At 49.5% G+C, this 25,199-nt stretch carries 19 protein-coding genes, 2 tRNA genes and 2 rRNA genes; 21 read left to right on the top strand and 2 right to left on the bottom strand.

The features are described 5' to 3' along the window. Nucleotides 1–221: 221 nt before the first annotated feature. The 8 genes from H6780_01155 to rodA all read left to right on the top strand — a co-directional run bounded on the left by H6780_01155 (nucleotide 222) and on the right by rodA (nucleotide 9,821). Nucleotides 222–3,446: ribosomal RNA gene (locus tag H6780_01155) — 23S ribosomal RNA — on the top strand. Nucleotides 3,447–3,535: 89 nt separating this feature from the next. Next, a tRNA-Phe gene (locus H6780_01150) sits at nucleotides 3,536–3,612 on the top strand. A gap of 12 nt (nucleotides 3,613–3,624) precedes the next feature. After that, a tRNA-OTHER gene (locus tag H6780_01145) sits at nucleotides 3,625–3,697 on the top strand. Nucleotides 3,698–3,762: 65 nt separating this feature from the next. Further along, nucleotides 3,763–3,870 (top strand): 5S ribosomal RNA (rrf, locus tag H6780_01140). 155 nt (nucleotides 3,871–4,025) lie between these two features. After that, entirely contained in the window at nucleotides 4,026–4,451 is a 426-nt protein-coding gene (locus tag H6780_01135) for a hypothetical protein (protein USN89013.1), read from the top strand. Nucleotides 4,452–4,588: 137 nt separating this feature from the next. Further along, a complete protein-coding gene (locus tag H6780_01130) occupies nucleotides 4,589–7,201 on the top strand; it encodes a hypothetical protein (GenBank protein ID USN89012.1) in 2,613 nt (870 codons plus the stop codon). Nucleotides 7,202–7,277: 76 nt separating this feature from the next. Next, nucleotides 7,278–8,657 (top strand): VWA domain-containing protein, encoded by a 1,380-nt coding sequence (locus tag H6780_01125; GenBank protein ID USN89011.1) that lies wholly within the window; start codon nucleotides 7,278–7,280, stop codon nucleotides 8,655–8,657. 45 nt (nucleotides 8,658–8,702) lie between these two features. Next, entirely contained in the window at nucleotides 8,703–9,821 is a 1,119-nt protein-coding gene (gene rodA / locus H6780_01120; GenBank protein ID USN89010.1) for a rod shape-determining protein RodA, read from the top strand. Here rodA and H6780_01115 read toward each other — a convergent pair. Beyond that, nucleotides 9,803–10,951: a glycosyltransferase gene (locus tag H6780_01115; GenBank protein USN89009.1), complete on the bottom strand. Its 1,149-nt coding sequence runs from the start codon at nucleotides 10,949–10,951 to the stop codon at nucleotides 9,803–9,805. The two genes, rodA and H6780_01115, sit on opposite strands and share 19 nt — an antisense overlap. Before the next feature lie 221 nt (nucleotides 10,952–11,172). Here H6780_01115 and H6780_01110 point away from each other — a divergent pair, with 221 nt between their 5' ends. The 7 genes from H6780_01110 (at nucleotide 11,173) to H6780_01080 (ending at nucleotide 18,206) form a co-directional block, all read left to right on the top strand. Beyond that, entirely contained in the window at nucleotides 11,173–12,525 is a 1,353-nt protein-coding gene (locus H6780_01110; GenBank protein USN89008.1) for a sugar transferase, read from the top strand. 94 nt (nucleotides 12,526–12,619) lie between these two features. Next, nucleotides 12,620–13,531: an NAD-dependent epimerase/dehydratase family protein gene (locus H6780_01105; protein USN89007.1), complete on the top strand. Its 912-nt coding sequence runs from the start codon at nucleotides 12,620–12,622 to the stop codon at nucleotides 13,529–13,531. A 65-nt stretch (nucleotides 13,532–13,596) separates the two neighbouring features. Then, nucleotides 13,597–14,394 carry a bifunctional 5,10-methylenetetrahydrofolate dehydrogenase/5,10-methenyltetrahydrofolate cyclohydrolase gene (locus H6780_01100; GenBank protein USN89006.1) on the top strand — a complete coding sequence of 266 codons (798 nt, stop codon included), beginning with the start codon at nucleotides 13,597–13,599 and terminating at the stop codon, nucleotides 14,392–14,394. A 78-nt stretch (nucleotides 14,395–14,472) separates the two neighbouring features. After that, the gene (secD, locus tag H6780_01095) at nucleotides 14,473–15,942 is read left to right on the top strand and encodes a protein translocase subunit SecD (GenBank protein USN89005.1); all 1,470 of its coding nucleotides are present in this window, start codon (nucleotides 14,473–14,475) and stop codon (nucleotides 15,940–15,942) included. Between the two features lie 7 nt (nucleotides 15,943–15,949). Then, the gene (locus H6780_01090) at nucleotides 15,950–16,927 is read left to right on the top strand and encodes a protein translocase subunit SecF (GenBank protein ID USN89004.1); all 978 of its coding nucleotides are present in this window, start codon (nucleotides 15,950–15,952) and stop codon (nucleotides 16,925–16,927) included. A 6-nt stretch (nucleotides 16,928–16,933) separates the two neighbouring features. Beyond that, a complete protein-coding gene (locus H6780_01085; GenBank protein ID USN89003.1) occupies nucleotides 16,934–17,485 on the top strand; it encodes an AAA family ATPase in 552 nt (183 codons plus the stop codon). Further along, nucleotides 17,478–18,206, top strand: a complete 729-nt coding sequence (locus H6780_01080; protein ID USN89002.1) for a prephenate dehydrogenase/arogenate dehydrogenase family protein — start codon at nucleotides 17,478–17,480, stop codon at nucleotides 18,204–18,206. The genes H6780_01085 and H6780_01080 overlap by 8 nt, the downstream gene beginning before the upstream one ends. Before the next feature lie 47 nt (nucleotides 18,207–18,253). Here the strand turns inward: H6780_01080 and H6780_01075 are convergent, their stop codons facing one another. Beyond that, nucleotides 18,254–18,946, bottom strand: coding sequence for a UMP kinase (locus tag H6780_01075; protein ID USN89001.1), 693 nt, complete (start codon nucleotides 18,944–18,946; stop codon nucleotides 18,254–18,256). A gap of 89 nt (nucleotides 18,947–19,035) precedes the next feature. Between H6780_01075 and H6780_01070 the strand changes: the two genes are divergently transcribed. The 6 genes from H6780_01070 to H6780_01045 all read left to right on the top strand — a co-directional run bounded on the left by H6780_01070 (nucleotide 19,036) and on the right by H6780_01045 (nucleotide 24,888). Beyond that, nucleotides 19,036–20,127 (top strand): hypothetical protein, encoded by a 1,092-nt coding sequence (locus H6780_01070; protein ID USN89000.1) that lies wholly within the window; start codon nucleotides 19,036–19,038, stop codon nucleotides 20,125–20,127. A gap of 183 nt (nucleotides 20,128–20,310) precedes the next feature. After that, nucleotides 20,311–20,760 (top strand): hypothetical protein, encoded by a 450-nt coding sequence (locus H6780_01065; protein USN88999.1) that lies wholly within the window; start codon nucleotides 20,311–20,313, stop codon nucleotides 20,758–20,760. A 183-nt stretch (nucleotides 20,761–20,943) separates the two neighbouring features. Then, on the top strand, nucleotides 20,944–21,702 hold the full coding sequence (locus H6780_01060; protein USN88998.1) for a hypothetical protein: 759 nt from the start codon (nucleotides 20,944–20,946) through the stop codon (nucleotides 21,700–21,702). Nucleotides 21,703–21,717: 15 nt separating this feature from the next. After that, nucleotides 21,718–22,410: a hypothetical protein gene (locus tag H6780_01055; GenBank protein USN88997.1), complete on the top strand. Its 693-nt coding sequence runs from the start codon at nucleotides 21,718–21,720 to the stop codon at nucleotides 22,408–22,410. 103 nt (nucleotides 22,411–22,513) lie between these two features. After that, nucleotides 22,514–23,929 carry a hypothetical protein gene (locus tag H6780_01050; GenBank protein USN88996.1) on the top strand — a complete coding sequence of 472 codons (1,416 nt, stop codon included), beginning with the start codon at nucleotides 22,514–22,516 and terminating at the stop codon, nucleotides 23,927–23,929. 410 nt (nucleotides 23,930–24,339) lie between these two features. Continuing rightward, nucleotides 24,340–24,888: a prepilin-type N-terminal cleavage/methylation domain-containing protein gene (locus H6780_01045; protein USN89252.1), complete on the top strand. Its 549-nt coding sequence runs from the start codon at nucleotides 24,340–24,342 to the stop codon at nucleotides 24,886–24,888. Nucleotides 24,889–25,199: the final 311 nt, after the last annotated feature.

Raw genomic sequence — 25,199 nt, 5'->3', positions numbered from 1 at the left:
GAAAAGTCCTACCGTGGAATCGACGCCCGGTAGGCACCGCTTGGTGTGACTGGTCGCAAGCCCAGAAGCATCAAGCACAGGTAGTGTGTCGGGTTAAGAAATGAGTTTGGTGTTGCAACCGCTCAGGTCTTTTCGTCCCCGACACACATCAGTAATGCCCGCGCCGGTAGGCGCGGGCGACACTCAAAATCTATACAGCGGTGTATAGCGTTCCCTATGGGAACGAAGGGTGTATGGTGGATACCTTGGCTTCAAGAAGCGATGAAAGACGTGATATGGCTGCGATAAGTTTCGGTGAGGTGCCAAATAACCTTTGACCCGGAAATGTCTGAATGGGGAAACCCCACTGTCATCGGCAGTGATCCTTGTATGAGGAGGCGTACCTAGGGAAGTGAAACATCTCAGTACCTAGAGGAATAGAAAGCAATAGACGGAAATTTCTTTTTGAGCGGATGCTTTGCATCAGCTCAAGCAATTGAGCATGGTGCCTAGCGCCATTACGCTCAAGAAGAAGTTTCTTGCGATTCCCGGAGTAGCGGCGAGCGAAAGGGGAACAGCCCAAACCATACGTATTTATATGTATGGGGTTGTAGGGCGAAATCTGCATTTAGTTGCGCAGAGTTATCAAAGCGTAATATAGGAAAACGAGCTGGGAAGCTCGACCCCAGAAGGTAATAGTCCTGTATTCGAAATGTTACGCTCTCTGTTGATTTCGTTCCTGAGTAGCCCGAGACATGAATAGCTCGGGTGAACCCGCCAGTACTAACTGGTAAGGCTAAATATTCTTGAAGACCGATAGTGAACTAGTACCGTGAGGGAAAGGTGAAAAGAACCCCGGAGAGGGGAGTGAAATAGATTTGAAACCATACATCTACAAGGAGTCGGAGCCCTGCGGGGCGACGGCGTGCCTATTGAAGAATGAGCCGGCGAGTGTACCTTTATCCCTTGTCTAAGTGGCAATCCCACGGAGGCACAGTGAAAGCGAGCGTGAACAGCGCGACTATGGGGTAGGGGTACGACCCGAAGCGGGATGAGCTTGCCATGAGCAGGGTGAAGCGACTGTAATAGGTCGTGGAGGCCCGAACCGGTTGGCCGTACAAAACCATCGGATGACTTGTGGTAAGGAGTGAAAAGCTTATCGAATTCCGTAATAGCTGGTTCTCTCCGAAACAGCTTTAGGGTTGGCGTCAAATGTTTCTGCTGGGGGTAGAGCACTGGAAAAGAAGAACAGGGAGAAATCTCGTCTTCTTTATCAAACTCCGAATACCAGTTAGTTAAGTTTGGCAGTTAGACTATGGGGGAGAAGCTCCATTGGTCAAAAGGGAAACAGCCCAGATCGCCAGTTAAGGTCCCTAAATTCATGCTCAGTGCAAAATGAGGAGGTGAGGATTCCTCAACAGCCAGGAGGTTGGCTTAGAAGCAGCCATCCTTTAAAGAAAGCGTAACAGCTCACTGGTCGAGAGTCCTTGCGCCGAAAATGATCGGGGCTCAAGCATGATACCGAAACTGCGGATTTGTACTTTTAGTACAAGTGGTAGGAGAGCGTTCGTATTGCGATGAATCCAAGGCGGGAGCCGCGGTGGAGCGATGCGAAGTGAGAATGCCGGCACAAGTAACCGCAAGGCAGGTGAGAACCCTGCCCGCCGAAATACCAAGGTTTCCTTCGCGATGGTGATCAGCGAAGGGTTAGTCGGTCCTAAGGGAATCCCGAATGGGGGACTCGATGGATAGCAGGTTAATATTCCTGCACACTGCTACGTTCCTATGGAGGGACGGAGTGTTGTACCCAAAGCTTCTTATTGGATTGGAGCTGGAACTATGAGGACGTGTCTTAGGCAAATCCGGGACATATAATCCGAGTAGGGTCTGAACTTACGGCTACGGCCGTGGGAATGAGGGGAGCACACTTCCGAGAAAAACTTCGTTTGGGTTAAGCGTAGCGGTTCCGTACCGCAAACCGACACAGGTGGTAGAGTCGAGAAGACTAAGGCGAACAAGTGAGAGGTCCTCAAGGAACTCGGCAAAAAAGCGACCGTAACTTAGGGATAAGGTCTGCCCAATCTCTTCGGAGGGAGGGCCGCAGCGAAAGATTTCCTGCCGACTGTTTAACAAAAACACAGCTCTCTGCAAACACGAAAGTGGAAGTATAGAGGGTGACGCCTGACCTATGCCGGAAGGTTAAATACGGGGGGTGATATGAGATTCGTCTTGTATTGCTGGACTGTATAAGCCCCGGTAAATGTCAGCGATAACTATAATCGTTCTAAGGTCGAGCGCATGATCCAATAAATCATACGCTCGACGGATTGGAACGATTGTAGGGTTAAGCAGCCTAGCCACAGTTACCTTATGGGTCAGAAATGATTCATATAATCCAAACCAAACCTACAAGAGACCAAATGTTTGGCACCGCAGCATTCACGCAAGTGAGATGGTGGTGAAGATAGAGTCCTATTGTGTACGTGTGATTCAAGGGTCACACATAAAAGAAGGGAAAATAGAGCGTATTTCCTTGTCGGGTAAGTTCCGACGTGCACGAATGGCGTAACGAGTGGGAAACTGTCTCGAGGACTTGCTTGGTGAAAATACAATCGCGGTAAAGATGCCGCGTACCTGCAGTTAGACGAAAAGACCCCAGGAGCTTTACTGTAGCTTCGTATTGGGGCTATTGAATTAATGCGTAGTATAGGTGTGAGACTTTGAAGCGGGCTTTCGGGTACCGTGGAGTCGCCAGTGAAATAGCACCCTTTATTTTGGTAGTCTCTAACCGGTGAGGAAAAACCTCATCGAGACAGTGCGTGGCAGGCAGTTTTAGTGGGGCGCTACCCTCCCAAAATGTAACGGAGGGGTCTCAAGGTTGGTTAGTCGCGAATGGAAACCGTGACGATAGTGTAATGGCATAAACCAGCTTGACTGTGAGGAGTAGATTCCGAACAGACACGAAAGTGGAGCATAGTGAACCGATGGTTGGCTTTAGATGCCGCCGGAGATTACCCGATAAAAGTTACCCTGGGGATAACAGGCTAGTCGTGCCCAAGCGTCCATAGCGACGGCACGGTTCGGCACCTCGATGTCGGCTCATCTTATCCTGGGGCTGGAGCAGGTCCCAAGGGTTTGGCTGTTCGCCAATTAAAAAGATACGCGAGCTGGGTTTAGACCGTCGTGAGACAGGTTGGTCTCCTATCTACTGCAGGCGTCGATTTTTGAGGAGAGTTGTCCCTAGTACGAGAGGACCGGGATGAACGAACCTCTGGTCTATCGGCTGTCACGCCAGTGGCACTGCCGAGTAGCTATGTTCGGAATGGATAACCGCTGAAAGCATCTAAGCGGGAAGCCAACTCCAAGATTAGAAATCATTAAGTTCCCAGAGAGATGATCTGGTTGATAGGCACTAGGTGTACGCACAGTGATGTGTTTAGCCGAGGTGTACTAATAGAACGTAGTTTCCCATAGGGAACGCTGTACATCATGTATAGATTTTGAGTAGCGAAGAAACTTCTTGAATATGCAAATACGATCGTGTGAAATGGTCAAACGGAGGGTAGCTCAGCCTGGTAGAGCGCTAGTGTAAAAAGCTAGAGGTCACTGGTTCAAATCCAGTCACTCCGACCATTTCCCGACAACGGGCGGAATAGCTCAGTTTGGCAGAGCACTGGTTCACCACCAGAGGTCGCAGGTTCAAATCCTGCTTCCCCCTCTTCCTTGTTCTTTTGTCGGGACCATTTCACACGAGCGTAGCGACGATTAATTTGAAAGTTTTATGTTGGTGCTTTGGGGGAAGGGGTACACCCGTTCTCATTCCGAACACGGAAGTAAAGTCTTCTACCACCAATGGTACTGCGCAAGCGGAAGAGTAGGTAGGCGCCAACATAAAGCTTTTAATACTCCTAAAAACCGCCTTAGGGCGGTTTTTTTGTGTGAAGTGGCAGCTGATATCTTGTGTACAGCAAGGGAAGCTATTGCTAGTATCGTAATGTGTGTTATAGTGCAAGTGCCTAATTACACCTGCTAAGGAGGGTAAAGTCATGGCAACCAAGTTCCGCGGTCTTTTTGCCGCTTTCATGTGTGTCGCGTTCTCGCTGTTTCTGGCGGCGTGTACGACCACTCAAACCAGGTCATCGGCTGTTGGCTCCGGCCTGCAGGCGGTGAAGCTGGGCTCTGGCAGCCAAGCGGTGACGCTCCCTAGTGAGCTGAACGGCAACTGGCGAGATGGAAATGCGCGGGGATGGATGACGCTCGAGATCAGCAAGCAAACCGCTGATGGATTCGAAGGCCAAATCAACTTCCGCAGCAAGAACAATCCGGCCTGCCGGAACTTCACTCCGGCAAAAGGCACACTGTCCGCCGACGGCACGCTTCATGTGACGAACAGCTGCCAAAATCTCATTTTGACCCGCAAGGGCAACGTCTGGGTGGATCATCGCCCCTGGGACGGTGTTGAGCTCAAGTGATGAGCTCCCTGCCACGAATGTGGCGGGTTTTTGTTTGTAATAGGTACTCACACACATGCAAGGCGTGTTTCCTGGGTGGATAGTCTGCTGAGCGCTGTGTTGCGCTGGTGGTACAATGCTAGGGATAATGTAATCATATGTCTCTTACCAAAATATTTACGACTCTTTTTCCAGCGGCTTTCTTGCTGGCAACTCTTGTCGCTGCTGTTCAACCTATTGTGGTAGAGGCAGCTGCAACCGATAATGTGTCTGGCTACGCGTGGAGTGAAAACATTGGCTGGATTTCGATGAATAGTCTAGATGTACCTGCTAGCCCAGACTATGGCGTAACGGTAAACACACTAGGAACAATCTCAGGCTATGCTTGGAGCGAACATGTTGGTTGGATTAGCTTTGACCGAGGTGATTTAAGCGGTTGTCCAAGCGGCAGCTGCGTGGCTCAATTAAATCGTGCTACAGGCGTAGTTACTGGATGGGCGCGAGCATTGTCTGCGGTAGCCGCCGGAGTGAACAGTGGCGGCTGGGACGGTTGGATAAGTCTTTCTGGAACGGCCTTGGATGGTGCGCCGTATGGCGTAGCGGTTGATAATTCTTGTGACTGGAGTGGTTGGGCATGGGGATCTTCGGTAGTTGGTTGGATTGATTTTGGTAATGATGGTGGTAATGCTCCTGGGGTTACTGGTTCAGCTAGTGCTTGTCTGGGTCCTGTTTTTACAGCCCCGGATATAGTGGTAGAAAACGTTTCTGTGGTTGGTTTGCTGCAAGAGGGAGAGCAAATTACCTTTAGTGCAGATATTCGCAATATTGCAGACTCAATGACAACAGAAAATACCTATGGCTATCGAGTGGCAAGTGAGTCAGAAAATATGTATGCGGATGGTGGTGTGTATGACATGGTCCAGGTCGGAAATTACTTGTATGCGGCGGTCTACACTATTTCTGCAGAAGGTTTACGTATTTATGATGTTTCAGATCCGGAAAATATTATAAAAGTTGGCGGTGTGGTAGTGCCAGGCGGTGATTATCCAAATCAGATTGAAGTGCGGGGCAATTACGCTTATATCGGTGCGCGCGGAAATGTCGATAATGTCAAAATTTATGATATTTCAAATCCAACTAATCCAGTGTTAGTTAATACGTTTACCACAGCCTTGCCTTCATTTGAGGTGCTAAAGATTGACGAAAGTTACTTATTTACAGGAACAGCCAATGGTAATGCTGGTTTCCCGATGGAAAATCTAGAGGTTTTCGACATCACTGATCCAGTTAACCCAGTCAAAACAGCTTCTATTACTGAAGCAGATACCGTACCAAATTTCACGGTCGGCAATGGTTTTTTGTATAAATTATCGGTTCCAGTGTCAGGAGGAACAAAGCTAAAAGTATACGACTTGAATTCTCTGGCCTTGGTTAATGAGCTGGATTTGCCGGACCTTAGCCCGGTTGGTGTAAACAAAATTGACTTATTTGGGGATGACACGCTGTACATATCGCTCAATGGATCCGATGATTTCGCGGTGGTTGATGTAAGCGATCCTGCTAACCTTATCTTACTTGATCGTATCGACTTCAGTGACTTCTCTACGAATTCAAATTTGCTGTATGGAGGAGGCATTTCTCACAATGATCGCTATGCTTTTGTTGGCAACGTGACTGGTTTTGCCGGAGTCAACGCTGTTGATGTGTCGGTGCCGTACAGTGCTCAATTGGTGGGGCATGCTGGTGGAAAAACCTCTGGCTATGCACATGTAAGTTATGAGTACGGCAATCAACAGTATTTATTTGCTGGTGGTTTAAATGGTGTTCGGTCGTATGGTTTGAACAGTTTAGTTCGATTTTGCGTTGATAATCCAAACTGTGCTACTAGTAACATTGGCCGAGTCCATGGTGATAGTAATACGGGTCGTTTGGCCAATGGCATGACATATTCGACTAGTACCACTTGGTCAACGGCAGTGGTCGGCTCGCATGTCTTGTACGTCTGCGCTGACGCAGTCGATCTTGATTTTGGATTTGATAGCGTATCAGAACTCGATGAGTCGAACAATTGCGCCTCATATCCGTTTACCATTTCGGAAGCTCCACCAGCTCCTAACCTTTCTGCTGATGTTGGCAGCTTGGCAACTTCAGTTACCTTTGATCGGACGACAGGCCATTATGACTACTTCACTATTAATTACAATATTTTTAATGATGGAACTACTGAGGCGCTCGAGTCAGTGTTAAGATTCAACATTGATTATGGCGGTGGAGGTTTTGATGAGGTTGTAAACGTATCTATTCCCTCAATAATGAACGGTAGCGATACCGGAACACAATCAATCAACCTGGGCAGCGATATTCCGCCTGGCCCACATATGGTAGAGATTTTAGTTGATGCTGATGATGATGTTCTTGAATCAAACGAAGATGACAATATTTTTATGCGCCAAATTTATGTTGGGTACCCTGATCCAGACATTTCACTAACAACTGATCCGGATCGTTTGGTACGAGCGGGCAATGCTATTGATCTACACTGGGATCTTAATGGTGCCGGGTATATTGGCAGTTGTGAAATTGAAGGGCCGTCTTTAGGCGGACCTCAAACAGTTTACTCCGGCGGTTTAGTCACGAGCGGAACGCTAAGTAATGTGGGACCAATCAATAACAAATCAGAATTTATACTCCGCTGTGTCGCGGTTGATGGTTCTACTATATTTACTGACACGGCTGTTATTGAAACGACTGGAACGGTCGAGGAGATATAGCAAAATTATCAGACGGTGGCAGTTTTGTGCATAGGGCAACGTTCTTCGCTTTGTTTTACCTGATACAATAAGGCACATGAGCATTAGACCTTGGGCAGTGGCAAGAAGAGTACAGTATGGTTCTGGCTTTTTGTTGTTTTGGTTGCTCGTGGGTGCGTTTGCATATTATGTTAATTTTTATCAAGCTCCTACGTGTCTTGATGGAGTGATGAATGGGGCAGAGACAGGCGTGGATTGCGGTGGTGGCTGTGTGCAGATTTGTGCGGCGACAGTAGTACCACCGCGGATAGTGTGGGCACAAAGTTTTGAGATTGCGCCTGGTCAGTATAATTCGGTCGCGTATATCGAAAACACCAATCAAACCGCCGGTGTGCCGGAATTGAAATATGTGCTAGAGCTCAAAAACAACGGTACGATACTTGCTTCACGAGAGGGTGTTATTGCACTGCCTCCCAATAGTGTCTATCCCATTTTTGAAGGGAAGATTTTTACTACTGGCGCAACAGCGGTGACTGAAACAACACTCACGCTAAAGCCAGCGTCATTGTGGTTACCAGCTTCAGTAGCGCGTGATCAATTCCGCTCACTTGATATCGACCTGACTGACGCTGACGAAAGTCCTCGTCTTGATGTAACCATTGAAAATACCGAACTAGTGGGCGCGAGCGACGTTGAGGTAATCGCGACTATTTTCGATGAGGGAGGCACTCCGGTAACCGCATCAAAGACATACGTTGAGTCAATTCCAGCTCGTGGCACTAAAGACATTGTATTTACGTGGCCAAACTCAATCGCCAAGACTGTAAAAAGCTGTATTATTCCAACCGATGTGGCCGTAGCGATTGACCTGTCGGGTAGTATGAACAATGATGGCGGGGATCCGCCACAGCCAGTGACTGCAGCACTAGAGGCTGCCAGTACGTTTGTGAGCGCGCTTAAAGATACAGACCAGGTTGCGCTTGTTACGTTTGCTACAGAGGCGACATTGATTTCACCACTTGGCGCAAGTCGGGATAGTGTGGTTGGTGCGTTAATGGATTTGCAGATTGCTTCAAGTGAAGAGTCTGGATTTACAAACACCAGTGCTGCGCTCACGCTGGCGGCGTCCGAATTAAATGCAGTGGAGCATAACAACGACGCTCGTCGAGTGTTAGTGCTTTTGACGGATGGATTGCCAACTGCTGCGGGAGATGAAGATGCAGTGGCAGAAGCAGTCACAACTGCTGCGGAACTGAATAAAGATAATATCGAAGTGTACGCAATTGGCCTTGGTGCTGGAGTCGACCGCCAGTTTATCAATCAGATTGCGAGTGAGCCGGCTAATGCCTACTTTGCTCCAACTGGTGCCGATTTGGCAGATATTTATGCTGAAATCACGTCTTCACTTTGTGAATCGGGGCCTACCAAGATTGATATTATTGCTAAGCCGAAAACTAATTTCGCAGAAGTGCGGTAGGTTGCGCAAGTTCCTGGAGCTGCACCAGAGGGGTACAATGAGATAATGGGACAACTCAAAACATTTTTTGGCGGGTTTGACGTAACGCTGTTTCTCAGTGTGATTGGCCTTTCGCTCATGGGGTTGGTCACCATGTACTCACATGTTGGCGATAATGAATTTTTCAACCGTCAGCTTATTTGGATTGCGGCAGCAACGATTGCACTGTTAGTGGCAATGGTGCCTGATTATCGTTTTTTGAGAATGGGGAACACCGCCTTTTTCTTGTACCTTTTCACTATTGGTTTGCTGTTGTTGGTACTTATGATTGGTGAAATTACGCTTGGTGCGCAAAGTCGTTTTGACTTAGGCTTCTTTTCATTCCAGCCATCCGATCCCGCTAAATTAGTATTGATTATTGTGTTGGCGAAGTATTTTGCCAAACGACACGAGCTGATTGGTGACTTCAGACACATTATTGTCTCGGGAATGTACGCACTTGGTATTTTTGGCCTGGTGTTTATTCAGCCTGACTTTGGCTCGGCAATTATTCTTTTCTTTGTGTGGTTGGGGATGGTGCTTGTTTCAGGAATTAAACTCCGGCACTTACTGACGGTGTTTTTACTCGGCGCGGTGGCGTTTGGGATTTTGTGGCAGTTTGTGTTTTTGCCGTATCAAAAAGAGCGTATTATGACGTTCTTAGATCCGCTATCAGATATTCAAGGGGCTGGATACAATGCATATCAGTCGACAGTAGCCATCGGATCTGGTCAGCTTTTTGGTAAGGGGATTGGATATGGTACACAATCAAAGTTGCTCTTTTTGCCTGAATATGAAACCGACTTCATTTTTGCAGCGTACGCTGAGGAATGGGGGCTTATTGGTGTGTTGTTGCTTTTTACGTTGTTTGGCTTGGTGGTGTGGCGATTGCTCAGTAGCGCGGTACATGGTGCAACCAATTTTGAGCGTCTGTTTGCTGCGGGGGTATGTATGCTATTTGTGGCGCATTTTTTTGTGCATATTGGTATGAATATTGGTTTGCTGCCAGTGACGGGAACAACCGTGCCGTTTTTGAGTTATGGAGGTTCGCATTTACTTACTGAGTTTTTGGCCATCGGGATGGTAATGGGGATGCGTCGTTATGCGCCAGTTAGGTACAAAGCATCTCACATTTTAGAGTCGTAGAGCGAGAAGGTCTCACGACACATGCGATTGACAGAAAACGTTTGTTCCACAAATGCTTTGTGTGCTTGGCCAAGACGACGACGCATGCCTTCATCGCGGACAAGCATTTGCAGTGTGGTGGCGAAGTTGGTGGCAGTTGGCTCTACCAAGAGACCGGTTTCGCCGGTTTTGATGATGTCCTGATTGCCAGGAAGATTGCTGGCGACAGTGGGCAGTGAAGCGAGGCCAGCTTCAATAAGGACATACGGCAAGCCTTCTTTTATGGATGGTAAAACAAAGATATCAATGGCTTTAAGCAGCGGTGCAGCGGTATGGAATCCAGCCAGATAGACTCGGTTTTCTAGGCCAAGCTTTTTAATCAGCGCTGAAAGTTTTGGTCGCTCTTCGCCTTCTCCGATAATTATCAACTTTGTCTTTTCAGGAAGGGCGGTCATTGCTTCGATGATGACGCTCCAGTTTTTGTTGGGGTGCAGCTCGCCAACTCCACCAATCCATAATGCGTTTTGTGGTAATGACGGCGCGAGCTTTGCTCGCGCCGTTTTTCGATCAAGAAAATCAATCGGTGCTACACCATTGAAAATAAGGGATGCTCGGTCTTGCATGCTTGGCATATTTCGAGTCCGGGCGACTGTGTCGGTTGAAATCATGATGGTGTGTCGTGAAAGGAGCAGCGTAAGCCATGTTCCAAGGTAAATGAGCCACTGCTGCCACTTAGGGCGCCAGGTTTCATCTGTGGTAAGGCCGTGTGAAGTGAAAATAATTTTTGGTATTCGTAGTAGCCTTCCCGCCAAGGCCCCAATGCCACCAGCCTTTGAACTGCTCGTGTGCAGTACTGTTGGTCGGTAGTTGTGTAGTAGCTTAAGCACTTCAAAAAAAGCTTGGATGTCATTGAGTGGAGACATGTTGCGAGCAAAGTGGTTGATGGGGTAGGTGGGTATGCCGGCTTCACGAAGTGCTTCGTGCAGGTGGCCTACGGCGGCACCGGCTTTGCCGGTGCCGCCGTAGGCCACCGCCACCTCATGGCCCGCTGCTCGCGCCGCAATCGCTAGTTCGTAGATGTATTTTTGCGCCCCGCCCCAGTTGCTCTTGGTAATGAGGTACAGTATTTTTTTTCGATTCTGATTAGACATACGGCTCGTGTTACAGGGTTTGGGGCAATGGGGCGGTTAACTGGAAAAGCGCCCCACGCTTTTCCAGCCCACAGTTGCTCTTAGTGATGAGATAGAGGATTTTGTGCTTATGTGCAGCCATATCAGTAGTATATATCTTTAACTAAATTCACCAAGGTTTTGTTATAACGGTTGCTAATACTGAAAACTCAGGTAGGATTTTTGTATTCAGACATAAATATATGGGTGAACGTGCACGAGAACTGTCAGTTTTGATTATCGGTGATATTATCGCTTTTAACGTAGCGTTGTGGCTGACGCTGTTTTTTAGATATCTTGAAATTCCATCCGTCGATCGACTTGCACAACACGTGCCCCCATTTCTCACTATTTCAGCGGTCTGGCTTGGTATTTTTTTCATTTCTGGTCTGTACGATAAACATACTAATCTACTAAAGAAACTGATGGTGAGTCGAATCCTGACTGCGCAAATTATCAATGTGGTGGTTGCAGGAGCGCTTTTCTTCGTGTTGCCTTTAGGGATTACGCCTAAGACAAACTTAGCAATTTACCTGGTTATCTCTATTGTACTGCTGACTCTGTGGCGATTACGAATCGTGCCTAAACTGTCACCCAAACAACGACACAAAGCAATTTTGATTGCCGATGGCAAGGAGGCGATTGAGCTAGCAGATGAAATCAACAATAACGATCGGTACAATTACTACTTCGTGCGAATTATCGACGCAGAAACTTTACGCAAGACTGATGATTTTGAATCAAAGATTATGCATCTCATGGAACGTGAAGCGGTGCAGCTTATCGTGGCAGATCCACGAGCGGATGAGATAAAGACATTTCTACCAACCCTATTTAATTTATCCTTCCTCCATTTCGCGTTTACGTTCTTGGATTTCAATCGTCTGTACGAAGATACGTTTGATCGCGTGCCGGTGGGGTCTCTCCAGTATGAGTGGTTTATTAGCAATATTTCGCAATCGAAAAGTACTCTTTATGATGCCGTTAAACGAGCTATTGATGTGGTAGGTGCAGTAGTGCTTTTGCTGCCGGCGGCGCTTATTTTCCCGTTCGTTGCACTAGCTATTAAGCTGGAAGACCGTGGTGAGCTCCTGTACCACACGACCCGAGTGGGTCAGTTCAATCGGTTGATTACCATATATAAGTTTCGCACCAAAAACGGCGCCGATAGGGGTCAGGCGGCGCTCAATAGTACACTCGTCGATACTCGAGTAGGAGTTTGGCTTCGTAAGTTGCGTATCGATGAGCTGCCGCAGCTTATCAATGTATTGCGTGGTGATCTTTCTTTCATTGGTCCACGGCCAGAGATGCCAGCTTTGGCTTCGGTGTATGCTAAAGAAATCAAATATTACAATACCCGTCATTTTTTAAAGCCAGGCTTGTCAGGGTGGGCACAAATTAATAACTATGACGTGCCGCGCGGTGGGGTAGACGTAGAGCGTACTATTGCGAAATTGTCGTACGATCTCTTTTACCTAGAACGTCGTTCTCTCTTGCTCGATATTCACATCGCGTTCAAAACCATCGCGACCATCTTAATGCGCACTGGAACCTAAATGAATAAAGGAGTACGACTCGTCCGACTATTATGAATTCGTTGGCGGCGAGCTGTACGAAACAAAATTGATCTGACGAGAGTTATACTTTTGTATGACACGGACATTTTTAATCACCGGCGGCGCCGGTTTTGTGGGAACGAATCTCGCGGAGTATTTAGTGGCGCATGATCAGAATGTGATTGTGGTTGATAACTTAAGCGGTGGCACCGATCCGACCCGATTGCCCGACGCTGTTACGTTTCATCAGCTTGATATTCGTGATACGGAAGCTTTCACTGCTCTCTGTGAAGGGGTGGATGTGGTGGTGCATTTGGCAGCATTGCCGCGGGTACAGTTTTCGATTGAGCATCCTGTTGAAACACATGATACAAATGTAAATGGCACGCTCTCGGTACTAGAGGCGGTGCGGGCCGCAGGGGTGAAGCGGGTGGTGTACGCTGCCTCGAGTTCAGCCTACGGCGACCAAGAGACGCTGCCGCTCTCGACTAATCTCACTCCGCAACCAAAGAGTCCGTATGCACTCCAAAAATACATCGGAGAAGAAATGATGCGCACCTGGAGTGTGGTGTATGGACTACAGACTGTGTCACTTCGGTTTTTTAATGTGTATGGGAAGCACATGGATCCGGACGGGGCGTATGCACTACTTATCGGTAAGTTTTTGAAGTTGGCAAAAGAAGGGAAGCCGCTCACCATTACTGGTGATGGTGAGCAGACACGAGATTTCACACATGTGTCAGATATTGTCTCGGCAATGTATCGGGCGGGGACGGTCGCTGGCGTGGGCGCTGGCGAAGTGTTTAACGTCGGTGCGGGATCTCAGACGAGCGTGAATGAAATCGCGGCAATGATTGGCGGTCCGGTGGAATATGTACCGGCACGGCTGGAGCCAAAACACACCATGGCTGATATTACCGAGACTAAAGCTGCGCTCGGTTGGGAACCAAAGGTGGCAGTTGCAGACGGAATTGCAGCGTTGAAGCACACGATGGGACTGGTATAGCTTGCGGCAAAAACGGGCGCAAATCCTTCGGATTTGCGCCCGTTTTTGCTATACTGCCGCCATCTATGCTCGTAGACGGTAAAGCAATTGCAGCGGATATTTTGGCGACCGTGCAGGAAGATGTGATGGCGTTTAAAAGAGCGCCGCGGCTTTCGGCTATCACGGCTGCACCTAACTTTGAAACCAAAAAGTATCTTGAGATGAAACGCGCAAAAGCCGCGGCAGTAGGCATTACTCTTAATGTCATTGAGTTGCCGGCTGATGTTTCAACCGCGGCAGCTGTTGCTTGTGTGCACGAGGCCGCCGCTCAGTCCGATGGAGTAGTGGTACAGCTGCCGTTTCCCGCTCAGGTTGATCGGGTGGCACTTCTTGCGGCTGTGCCGGTCGAGAAAGATCCTGATGGTTTTCGCTACGGAGAAGTGCCAGGCGCTTGTTTTTCGCCGGTAGTAGGTGCGATTGATGAGATAAGCAAGCGATATGAGGTAGCGTGGGCAGGGAAAAGAGTAGTGGTGCTTGGTGAAGGGATTCTGGTCGGCCGGCCGGCCGCAGCGTATGCACGAGAATGCGGTGCGAAGGTGACTGTGCTCACCAAAGAGACGTATAGTCCAGCTTTGTTACAGTCGGCCGATATTATCATCAGTGGCATTGGCCAGCCGCACTTTATCACTAAAGACCTGGTACAGTCTGGCGTGGTTGTGTTTGATGCTGGTACTTCAGAAGAGGGTGGTGTACTGGTTGGTGACGCTGCTGCTGCAGTGGCGGAGGTCGCTTCGCTTCTTACACCCGTGCCGGGTGGCATCGGGCCAATCACTATTGCATACTTGCTTAGAAACGTCGTCGCCTTAGCAAAGGGTGATACATAGCAGAAAACACTTTGTTTCTTTGTGTAGGGTGCGTTTCAGGGTCTTTGTGTGGTATAACAAGACCCGTAGTTTTCATATATGTCTAGTAAATCAGAACAATCATCAGCTGGATCCGCCGCATTTTTGCGTTGGTTTCGTGCATTGGTGGTCGTGGGAGTGATGGTGTGGCTCGCTTCTTCGGTGTATCAGAACGCCACCACAGAGGATGCTGCGCACCCGTTTAAGCTTGGTCTCGATTTGGCCGGTGGTTCACACTTGGTCTATGAGGCCGATGTAACTGGTATCGACCAGCAGGATGTGCCAGATCTTATGAATGTTCTACGCGATGTAATTGAGCGTCGTGTGAACGTATTTGGTGTATCTGAGCCGATTGTGCAAATTGAGAGCAGTAGCTTTGTGACCGATGAACCAAAGCAGCGACTTGTTGTTGAGCTGCCAGGTGTTACGGATGTCGGTGAAGCGGTGGCCGAAATAGGCAAAACTCCTCTTCTTGAGTTTAAGCTCTATAGTGAAGAACTGGCGCAGCAACAAGCAGCTCTTGAAAGTCTTGGCTCACTCTCAAGCAGCACCGCTTCCTCTGGTGCAGTAATCGGTACGGTGAAGGTAAATGGTGAAGAGATTGACACCACTGCTGACACAGAAGGCGATGAGCCATTCATCGATACTGGACTGACTGGTCGGTATCTCGAAACGGCTACGCTCGCCTTTGCGGGCGCAAACAGTGGACAGCTTGCAAACGAGCCAATGGTACAGGTGAAATTTACTGACGAAGGAGCAGCGCTCTTTGAGCAGATTACATCTGAGCATGTCGGTGAGCAGCTGGGTATTTTCCTGGATGGTGAATTGCTTTCAGCGCCACGTATCAACGAACGAATTAGTGGGGGCACTGCAGTGATTTCTGGCAACTTTACCCCTGATGAAGCGCGTGCATTAGCGCAAAATTTAAGCTTTGGTGCACTGCCGGTGCCAATTGTATTGCAGAGCACTCAGACTATCGGCGCTTCGCTCGGTTCTGAGGTGCTTGGTCACGGAATGGAGGCTGGAATGCTCGGACTTACTTTTGTGATTGCTTTTATGCTTCTGTGGTATCGCTTGCCTGGACTAGTGGCTGGTGCAGCGCTCTTGTCGTATGTAGTGCTAATGCTGGCGTTGTTCCAGCTTGTTCCCGTGACACTCACAGCAGCAGGCTTGGCTGGTTTTGTGCTTTCGCTTGGTATGGCTGTAGATGCCAATGTGCTTGTCTTTGAGCGCATGAAAGAAGAGTTTCGTCACGGTGAATCAAGTCGCTTGGCCGCTCAGTCTGGCTTTGCTCGTGCGTGGAGCGCCATTCGCGATGGTAACATCACGAGTTTGCTGTCAGCGATCATTCTCTTTTGGTTTGGTACATCAATGGTAAAAGGCTTCGCTCTCGTGTTTGGTATGGGTGTGCTCGTATCGATGTTCTCTGCTTTGGTGGTGACACGAACACTCCTCATTGCGCTTCCTGAAGTGCGACGCGAGCGAGGTGGTATCATGGCCTTTTTATTCGGTAGTGGTTTCAGTAAGTAAAGAATGTATGTTTGCAATTACGTATCGAAAAATCTTTTTAGCGATTGCTACCGTAGTAATGGCTGGCAGTGCACTCATCGTGCTTACGCTGGGGCTAAAACCGGGTATTGATTTTACCGGTGGATCGTTGACCGAAGTGGTTTACACTGAAGCACCCGCCCAGTCGGCAATCGAGGAAGGTTTGGCGCCGCTTGAGCTTGGTGGTATCTCAGTGCGAGAAACCATTGCTGATGATGGTCGTGCTGGCTACATCATTCGCACGCGCGATTTAACCGATGATGAACGCACGTCGCTTGACGAAACCATTTCGTCAGTTGGTTCTGAGGCAGATATCATCCGTTACACCTCGATTGGTCCAGTGATTGGTCAAGAGCTTAAAGACAAGGCGGGCTGGGCTGTCTTTGGGGTAGTGTCTATCATTGTGCTGTATGTGGCTTTTGCGTTTGCTGGTATTGGTACGCCCGTTAGTTCTTGGGTGTATGGCATGATTACAATTCTCGTGCTCGTTCACGACGTGTTGGTGCCAACTGCAGTGATGAGTTTACTAGGCTACTTTATTGGTACGGAAGTCGATGTTCTCTTTGTGATGGCGGTACTGGCGGTGCTCGGATACTCAGTCAATGACACTATCGTGGTGTTTGATCGTGTGCGCGAAAACCTCAAGCTCAATCGTACCGAGCACCGCAAAAAGCACACTGAGCCAGGAGGACTTGTGCGTGAAGAAGTGACCTATACGCTCACCAAGCCGTATGATGAGATTGTCGGTTCTGCAGTGAGTGAAACAATGGCACGCTCAATTAACACTTCCTTAACAACCCTTCTGGCGCTTCTCGCACTCTACTTCTTTGGTGGAGCAACGACGCAGACGTTCACACTCATGTTGCTCGTTGGTGTTATCGCCGGAACGTACTCATCAATCTGTATTGCCAGTCCGCTTGTGGTAACATACGCACTACGTAAGGCAGCAGTAGAGAAGAAAAAATAAATTAGTATGCTCGTTGGGATTACAGGTTCATTTGGTGCTGGGAAAGGCTTCGTCGCCAATTATCTGGTGCAGAAGAAAAGCTTTAAGCATTATTCCGCGCGCGCTCTAATCACTGAAGTGATTGCAGAGCGAGGTCTGCCGATTAATCGAGACACGATGACCGAAGTCGCCAACGACTTACGAGCAAAGGGTGGTCCGACGTACATTTTTGAACGTTTGGTCGCAAAAGCAAAAGCGGAAGGTGGTGACGCGGTGGTGGAAAGTATCAGGGCTGTCGCCGAGGCGACGTACATGAAGGAGCAGGGTGGTATTGTGCTTGGTATTGATGCTGACCCAAAATTGCGCTTTGAGCGTATTCAAAAACGAGGGAGCGAGACTGACAAAGTGACTTTCACTGAATGGCTCGCTCAAGAAGAGCGCGAAATGCACTCGGATGACCCAACTAAGCAAAACATTGCGGGAGTGATGCAGATTGCAGACGTGGTCATTAAAAATAACGGCAGTTTGGGTGTGCTCACCGCCGAGATTGATAATTTTATCGCAACACATCATGGTTAATACAGTGGGTATTATTGGACACGGAAACTTTGGTCAGTTCATTCATGAGCTTGGTCAACGCTTTTTTCCTGAAGTGCAGTTTCGTATTCATTCTCGGCGCGAAACACCTGACAACACAACCTTTTTTGATCTCAAGACAGCGGCGCAATCAGATGTGGTTATTTTATGTGACGGCATTTCTGAATATGAAGAGCGTATGAAAGCAACGCTTGAACATGCACTTCCCGAATCAATCATCATTGATGTGGCGACGGTGAAAAAGCACACGAGTGATTTGTGTAATAAGTATTGTGATGGACGTCGTTTTATTTCGACACACCCAATGTTTGGGCCGGTCAGCTACAAGAAACACGACGGTGTAGTGAAGGGGTTTCGTATTGTGGTTACTGACTACGCACTTAAAAATGACACGTACCAGTTACTGAAGAGAAAGTTTGCAGGGCTCGGTTTTGATATTATTGAGATGACTGCTGATGAGCACGATAAGCGCTTGGCAGAAACACTCTTCCTCACTCATTACATTGGCCGTTCAATGATAGAAGCTGATTTTACGCGTACGGCAATTGATACGCTCTCATTTCAGTTTTTGATGGATGCCGTCGATAGTATTCGTGATGATAAGAAATTATTCGAGGATGTCTATCGATTTAATCCATACTGCAAGGCTGCGGCAGAGCGGTTCCATTCGGCGCAAGAAGAGGTGTATCAGGGCTTGCAATAGTAATAAAGCGCGAGGGACTTCGTCCCTCGCGCTTTTTTATGTATAGCTTAGAAAATCTTAGTCCCCACAAACTGCTCGTTGTGCAGATAGTGACGGAGTGCATCTGGGCGATTGCCGTTTATGATTGCTACCTCAATCTGCTTTTCGTCAGCTTCCTTGGCTGCGATAGGATCAAATGGAGAGGAAAGCCCGGGGTCCCATTCGCCTGGTATTAAGGCGCGGAAATCACTCCAAGAAATAGTCTCGATTTTTTTAGCAGTTTCATCCGTGCGGGGGTCAGCCGTGTACACATAATCAATATTTGAAAGGTTGATGACTTTCTTAGCGCCAACTCGTTCAGCAATTTGGATGGCACGCAGATCGGTAGAACACCCCGGGCGGTAGCCGGAGGCGATAACCACCTTTTCTGTGGTTGGAATATCGAGAATGTCGTCTGGATTGGTAATCATGACGCGGTAGGCAGTGTCACGAAATATCGTGCGGAGCAAGTGACCGTTCAAGCGGGTCGCATGAATCCCCATCCAGTCAAGATCATCGCTCGTGAGCTTTGCTACCTCTGCGGCGGCGTCTTGGTAGCGGCGGGCAGTTTTTCCGCCGCCGGCGATGATAATAAAACGACGGCCTAAAGCCGTTTCTGCATCAATAAACGTTTTTAATGTGGTAAGAAAACCAGTGTCAATCTGGTCGGGAACAATGAGCGAACCGCCCACTGACATAACAATCGTTTCGTGTGTATCCATAGGTGCATTGTGCATTGTACGCTAGATGCGTGCTGCTGCAAAATGGTAAGCTGTTGTATACATTAGTAATAACTCACATAGTAATGAATATGTCCCCAGAACTACTTGCAGCAGTTGCCGAACGAGTCGAGCGAGGATACAGCGATGAGCAAATTCGTACCGAACTTGCCGCTGCTGGTCACGATGATGCAACTATAACAAAAGTACTGGCCACAGCACGCACCGAGAAGGTTGGCAATCCACGCACTATTCCTGTCGCCGATTTACCATCTGTCACCAAACTGGTGAGTGAGGGTTGGCGATACGCTAAAGAACACTCGGTACTTTCACTCGTTCTTGCTATACCGGTTGTGCTTTTGTACATGCTCGAAACTACGCAGCAGATGATGTCAGGTCTTGCATTGCCGCTTAGTGTCTTGATGTTTCTTGTAGTGATTGCCAACATTCTTTGCACCGTTGCAGTTTTGTACGTAGTGGTCCAAACACAAGAAGGGGAGCCGCCGCAAGTGTCGACTGGTTTTTCATGGGCAATAAAAAATATCTGGAGTCTTTTGTGGCTCGGTATTCTGGCAGTGCTGGTTGTGTGGGGCGGTTTGATGCTTTTTGTTATTCCCGGTCTGGTCGTGTCATTTTACATCTATTTTGCACAGTATGTGTTTGTGCGGGAAGGTCTGAAAGGATTCCCTGCATTGTTGCGTAGTCGGCAGCTTGTATCAGGAGATGCATTGGCTGTTGCTGGTCGTTTACTTGGTGTTGGATTTTTGTTTCTTGGATTGTTCATTTTGTTCTTCATTACGATTGGGCTCATCGTTGGTATTGGGTCTCTAGTGTCTAGTACAGACGTGAGCGAGTTGCCGGCTGTTGACTGGACCGTGGGACTGCTAGGGCAACTCGCCGGCGCAGTTTTGACAGTCATCAGTCTTCGGGTGACGGTTATACTCTATCAGGCACTCGCATTGAAAAAACCATATGTTGCTACAGCAGAGCTTCCTGGCCATGGAAAGTATCTTGCGCTGGCAATCTGGGGGCTCGTTTCCTTAGCGCTCTTCGTGGCACTGGCAGTAGCGTTTGCTCCTGAAAGGCAGAGTCTGGAGAAAGGTTTTGATGTCGAAGAGTCGTCTGAGCGCATCATTGATCTTGACGCTAAGGATCGCGCGATGGAACTTCGTTTGAATCAATAAGTGTCGAGGTTGGCTGATTGACAAATTTGTAAAGTATGCTAGTTTGATCGTGTCTTCACGGCGTGCCGGACTAGTGGCGAACTCTTCATCGAGAACTCCACAACATCTGTCTCACGTTCGTGAGGCAGAAATGTCGGTATTCCGACGAGTGTTCCTTTCAATAGTATCAACAGGAGAAACATCATGAAGATGATGCAAAAACTGGCAGCTCTGGCTGCATTCGCGTTCGGTCTGATGGCCACTCCGGCATTCGCTGAGGATGCCACGACCTACACTCAGCCCGGTCCGTGCGGCGGCAATCAGTGCTACGACTCGTTCCTCGGTGTTCAGATCGGTGGCGACGCGCTCTCGGGCGGCTTTGGCACTTCGGTGTTCGAGGGCTCCGAAGGCATGAACGAAGTCCTCAAGCAGGGCTACGCCAAGAGCGAGACGACGCTCGAGATCGCCGGCCCGCTGTGCGGTGTCGAGTGTTCCGACGGCAGCTTCACGTTCAGCGGTTCTGCCGGTGAGCTGGTGCAAACCATGACCCAGGCCAAGGGTGCTGAGTCCGGCGTCGCGACGTCGGCGCTCAACCAGGCCGGCGCCTTCTCGGGCGTCACCTTCCAGTTCGGCAAGCTGAACGTCAGTCCGTAATACGGCCTGATTCTCCACAACCCAAGACCCTACGCACGTAGGGTCTTTTCTTTGTCTAGCACTTGATTTTTTTATTAAAGTGTGCTATAAAAGTGCCCATGGACTCTATCTTGACAAAGCTGTATTACATGGCTTTGTACAGACGGGGATGTTCGGTTCTTCACAACTGAAGAGGAAATTAACATGAAACAAACGCGCTTGTGGGCGCACGTGTGGAGCGTTGTCACGCAAGTGGCGGTGTCTCTCATCCTGTTTGCGGCTTTGCCCGCAAGCGCCCAAAATCTTCCGTCATCACCAGCGCAGGGACACTTCAGTCCCTGGCGCACGATGCATCCGTCGTCGTTTGACGTTGATATGTTCTCGGTAATTGAGCAATGTGAGCGGGCTCGGCCAACTGAAAAGTGGCTGACTTCGTCGCATTGTCAGCGATTGCCGGAGCTCATCTCGAATGGTAAGTGTCCGGTGGTATGGGTGCCTGATGGTACTCGCCTGGATCGCTTGCTTGGCCGAGTGGACGGTGACTCCGGCAAGGAGTCAAAGGCATGGCCGCGGCAAGAGAAGCAAACTGGTCGAAACGACCGGGCGCTGCTCTGCAATCTTGGGAAAGGTGTGTACGCGTACTGGTTTACCGGCGATAAGGGCAAGAGCTGCAACAATGTGGCCTTTGTCCACACGCCCCCAAAACCAGTCGTAGTAGCACCACCACCGCCGGTGGTCGAGGAAGACGAACTCGTCTGCTTCGACGAACCAATTGGTGGGGTAAATCCACAGCCGGAAGGTGAGGTACTGTTTATCAATAGCGCTTACATCGAGTCGTGCTGCTGCGGCGGGAATGGGGACTATGTTCCCAGTCTCTACGTAGACCAACGGGCGCCGGCGAGTGTCTCCCAAGGGAGCGTGCGCCGGTGTGTTCCGAAATCATCTCTCAAGCAACATCGTTAACCAGGAGGACAAACCATGAAAACGATGAAACTTTTCGTGATCGCCCTGGCAGCGCTCCTTCTGGGAGCGTGCGCCAGTCCGCGAATCATGCCGGTCGCGTCTCAGGAGGAGTACATCAAAATGACTCCGGAGGAGCGGAAAGCTGTCGACCAAGAAGCCAAGCAGGTGGCGGATGCTGCCGAGGCGTGGTGGAAAAACGTCGGGGAAGTGCTGTACAAGAAGCACCAGCCGGTGACGGTCGGTACCGAAGGCGCTCGCTGGACTATGCAATGGCATAGTCTGCCCGGCGACTACGATGCCGTGACGGTCTATCCGGGTTACAACCCGCCGGGCATGAACGGCAACAACAGCGAAGGGATGTATACGGCACTGGCGGACAAGCAGGGTAACATCCTGTATGCCAAAGGTGCTGGCGGTATTGTGTCGCCAAACCGCTTGCTGGCCAACGTGACCACTGACGAAGACTTCGGTCGACTGGTGGCACGCGGTGTCCTGCAAATCGGTTCAGCGGCCTCCAACGGCCTGCTCGGTCAGATTTATCGGACTGAGCGCGGCTGCGATGGTGGCAACTGCGGCGGTGGCAGTTCCATTTCACTCACGAACGTGGGTGGGGTGAGTACGGCTGCCTCCGGCGCTACCGCCAAGTCGGAGTCGGCGACGGACGCTACCATCGACATCGGTGGCCTGTGTCCGGGTTGCAAACCGTAAGGGTGGTACAGCGGAACAGCAGTGCAAGCTGCTGTTCCGCCGCTTCACTTTCTGTTCCCTCATAATCTTCAAGATTTTTCATTTCTAGAAGGAGGGCATCATCATGTCCAAGCAAATCATTCGTAACGTCCTCGGCCTGATTGGTGCCTTTCTCGTGACTGGCACCTCGCTTGCGGCGACGGCTATCCAGCTGCCGCTGTGGGAGAAGACTAAGGATCCGCAGGTGTTTGAATCCTTCGTGGCCAACGTCAAGAAAGATGGCGGTGTCATCGAAGGGCGCGAGCTGTTCCGGGTGGATCATCTGGCCGGTCTCGCCTGTGGCATTCTGAATCCGGGTCAGCCGGTCAGTGCAGACTGCAAGCAGCAGTTCCGCACTGACAACGGTCTGCGTCAGCCGGTGGTTTCGTTTGCTGCGTTCAAGCAGCGCGCGGTCTCTGGCGGATGGAAAGTGTCGGTGGCTCCCTTGTGGACCAACGGCAAAATCTATCAACAGATCGCTAAGCAACAACCGGCTGAGTCGGTGAGTGCGGGGGCTATCGAAGCGCCTGCTCCGGTGGCAGTATCAGTTCCTGCTGGCGCAACGCTTGAGGAGCTCAAAGCTGCTCGCCAAGCAGCTGCGGCGGCCGTCTCGGCCAATCGCACACTGTCTGGTACGGTGGCTTCGCTTCAAGGCAAGCTCACCCAGGCAACCGCTGGTTCGGCCGAGGCGAAAGCTGAAATTGCTGCATTGCGGCGTGAACAGTCTGGTCTGCAAGCCGATATGGTCACCATGCAACGTGGTGTCGACGAGGCAATGAACGGTATTGTTGGCACCGCAGCCGAAGCAAAGCAGCAGTCAAAGCGAGCTGAGGCAACCGCTAGCACGCTGGTTGGGCGGTTCGAGCAAAATCGGACGCTCATCTACGTGCTTGGCGGCCTGGTCGCGGTTGTGCTTTGCCTCATGGTCTTTGGTGGTCGCACTCAGCGCAAGCAGGGTAAGCGACTGACTAAGGTCGAGGAGAGTGTTGCTGCTACTACAGCATCGTTTGACGGTGCCGTGGAAAAGGGTATTGCTGCGCGTAAAGCCCAGCAGGAGCAGCTTGACGCTCATGGGCAGCGTTTGACGCAGTTGGAGGCTGACCTCGCTAAGACCCATAGACGTGTCAATGCAGCGGCTGTTGAGGCTCACAATGCAACGAAAGACGTTGCTGCAGTTCGTGAGATGGCAGAGGAGGCGTTGGCAGCGTCAGCTCGGGTTCGGGTCATGACTACGCTTGATGCCGATGCCATGGCAACGCTCCAAGATACAAAAGAGCTTCGGCTTGATGTGGTGACTGTTGATGGTCAGCACCGTGCGGTCGTTACTTTGTTGATTCTCGATAATGGTCGAGTTGGCATGCAGGGTGTGTATCGCGGTGCAATGGGCGGAGAGTATGTTGTGGTCGATGCTGATCCAACCAAAATCCTGCGTGCGATTCGTCGCGCGGGGAATGATGGTCGGATTGAGTTCGGTCGTAATATGCTAACGCTGGCTGCATAAGGGGACGGCGCGCGAGCTTGCTCGCGCGCCACCCAGCTTTTGTTTCATTTTTGAATTTCTACAAGTTGTCCATTTGTTCGCCAATGCCATATCCACGATCGATTCACGCACTGACGTGAGTACCATCGATGCATGTGCCTGAGGCAAAGAGCAGATCAACAACTTAATGTATACGTGTGTAGCTTTATGGGCCGTTAGTGGCCGCCTTGAGCAACAGACTCAAAGCCAATCACTGACCAATTCATACAACCTACACAAATACGTATCCTCTTCATACATGTTCATTCGAACCCGAACACAGTCGACGCGCGGTCCTCGCTGCTCCTGTGTTCAAAAAGCCTTGCTGTTTACACGCAGGGCTTTTTACATTTTAGGAGTATGTGTAGTGGTAGTATATAGAGATGAAGAAAATGCGATATCTCTCTGGTTTTACTCTGATTGAGCTGTTGGTAGTAATTGCCATCATTGGCATTTTGGCGGCGGTGGTGCTTGCGTCGCTGAATGATGCACGAAGCGCTGCGCTCGAAAAGCGCGCCATCTCTGATATGCGTCAGCTCCATACCGCGATGGAGATGCTGGCTAACGATACGTATTTGTATCCACATAAGCGTTCGCGATATTGTCCTCCGCGCAATGCAAGTGGTAACGAGATTAGTCTCAATCTGCCAAGTTCAGGATTGGTAGCGACAGATGGCACGTATCAAAACTGGCGTGGTCCGTACATTCAAGAGCTCACTGACCCTTGGGGGAATCCTTATTATTTTGATGAAGACTACTACTGTACGGCAGGTGCAGAAGGGTGTAAGGGGTTTGATACGACGACAGATTTTTGGGCAGTGATCGTATCATGTGGACCTGATGGTATGCTTGGAGATGACTCCGGGAATCCGCAACCATCTAATGGAACTGCATGTGCGTACAACGATGACAATATTGTGTACGTCCTTTGTACGCAGTAGTCCGCAGAAAAGACTTGCAAAGTTTTTCGGTATATGTATAATAGCGCCACTGTTCATCGGAGGGATGCACTGAGTGATTTTCACTCACGACTCACGGGTAAGTTCCGGAGTGGCCTTTCGAAGGGGATAGCGTTGTTTGAAATTTTCATAACCTACTATCTATAGCCCAACTATAGGTAGTAAGAAGTATATTGTTGAATGAACAAATGCTCGAAGAGCATATTGTGAATTTACTTCTCAATTTTTTCCTTCATAGAAAAAATTGCTAGAAGCGGGATTCATTTTAGTTCATTGAATGGTATGCATCACAG

It is taken from the genome of Candidatus Nomurabacteria bacterium, from assembly GCA_023898565.1.
In the GTDB taxonomy this organism is placed as follows: Bacteria; Patescibacteriota; Minisyncoccia; order Phycocordibacterales; family UBA918; genus OLB19.
The sequence above is the reverse complement of the archived record's forward strand: the minus strand, read 5'-3'. Positions and strand labels throughout refer to the sequence as shown.

Coding starts and splice junctions, on each gene's coding strand:
- H6780_01135 (USN89013.1), top strand. CDS start 4,026: ATGGCAACCAAGTTCCGCGGTCTTTTTGCCGCTTTCATGTGTGTCGCG.
- H6780_01130 (USN89012.1), top strand. CDS start 4,589: ATGTCTCTTACCAAAATATTTACGACTCTTTTTCCAGCGGCTTTCTTG.
- H6780_01125 (USN89011.1), top strand. CDS start 7,278: ATGAGCATTAGACCTTGGGCAGTGGCAAGAAGAGTACAGTATGGTTCT.
- rodA (USN89010.1), top strand. CDS start 8,703: ATGGGACAACTCAAAACATTTTTTGGCGGGTTTGACGTAACGCTGTTT.
- H6780_01115 (USN89009.1), bottom strand. CDS start 10,951: ATGTCTAATCAGAATCGAAAAAAAATACTGTACCTCATTACCAAGAGC.
- H6780_01110 (USN89008.1), top strand. CDS start 11,173: ATGGGTGAACGTGCACGAGAACTGTCAGTTTTGATTATCGGTGATATT.
- H6780_01105 (USN89007.1), top strand. CDS start 12,620: ATGACACGGACATTTTTAATCACCGGCGGCGCCGGTTTTGTGGGAACG.
- H6780_01100 (USN89006.1), top strand. CDS start 13,597: ATGCTCGTAGACGGTAAAGCAATTGCAGCGGATATTTTGGCGACCGTG.
- secD (USN89005.1), top strand. CDS start 14,473: ATGTCTAGTAAATCAGAACAATCATCAGCTGGATCCGCCGCATTTTTG.
- H6780_01090 (USN89004.1), top strand. CDS start 15,950: ATGTTTGCAATTACGTATCGAAAAATCTTTTTAGCGATTGCTACCGTA.
- H6780_01085 (USN89003.1), top strand. CDS start 16,934: ATGCTCGTTGGGATTACAGGTTCATTTGGTGCTGGGAAAGGCTTCGTC.
- H6780_01080 (USN89002.1), top strand. CDS start 17,478: ATGGTTAATACAGTGGGTATTATTGGACACGGAAACTTTGGTCAGTTC.
- H6780_01075 (USN89001.1), bottom strand. CDS start 18,946: ATGGATACACACGAAACGATTGTTATGTCAGTGGGCGGTTCGCTCATT.
- H6780_01070 (USN89000.1), top strand. CDS start 19,036: ATGTCCCCAGAACTACTTGCAGCAGTTGCCGAACGAGTCGAGCGAGGA.
- H6780_01065 (USN88999.1), top strand. CDS start 20,311: ATGAAGATGATGCAAAAACTGGCAGCTCTGGCTGCATTCGCGTTCGGT.
- H6780_01060 (USN88998.1), top strand. CDS start 20,944: ATGAAACAAACGCGCTTGTGGGCGCACGTGTGGAGCGTTGTCACGCAA.
- H6780_01055 (USN88997.1), top strand. CDS start 21,718: ATGAAAACGATGAAACTTTTCGTGATCGCCCTGGCAGCGCTCCTTCTG.
- H6780_01050 (USN88996.1), top strand. CDS start 22,514: ATGTCCAAGCAAATCATTCGTAACGTCCTCGGCCTGATTGGTGCCTTT.
- H6780_01045 (USN89252.1), top strand. CDS start 24,340: ATGCGATATCTCTCTGGTTTTACTCTGATTGAGCTGTTGGTAGTAATT.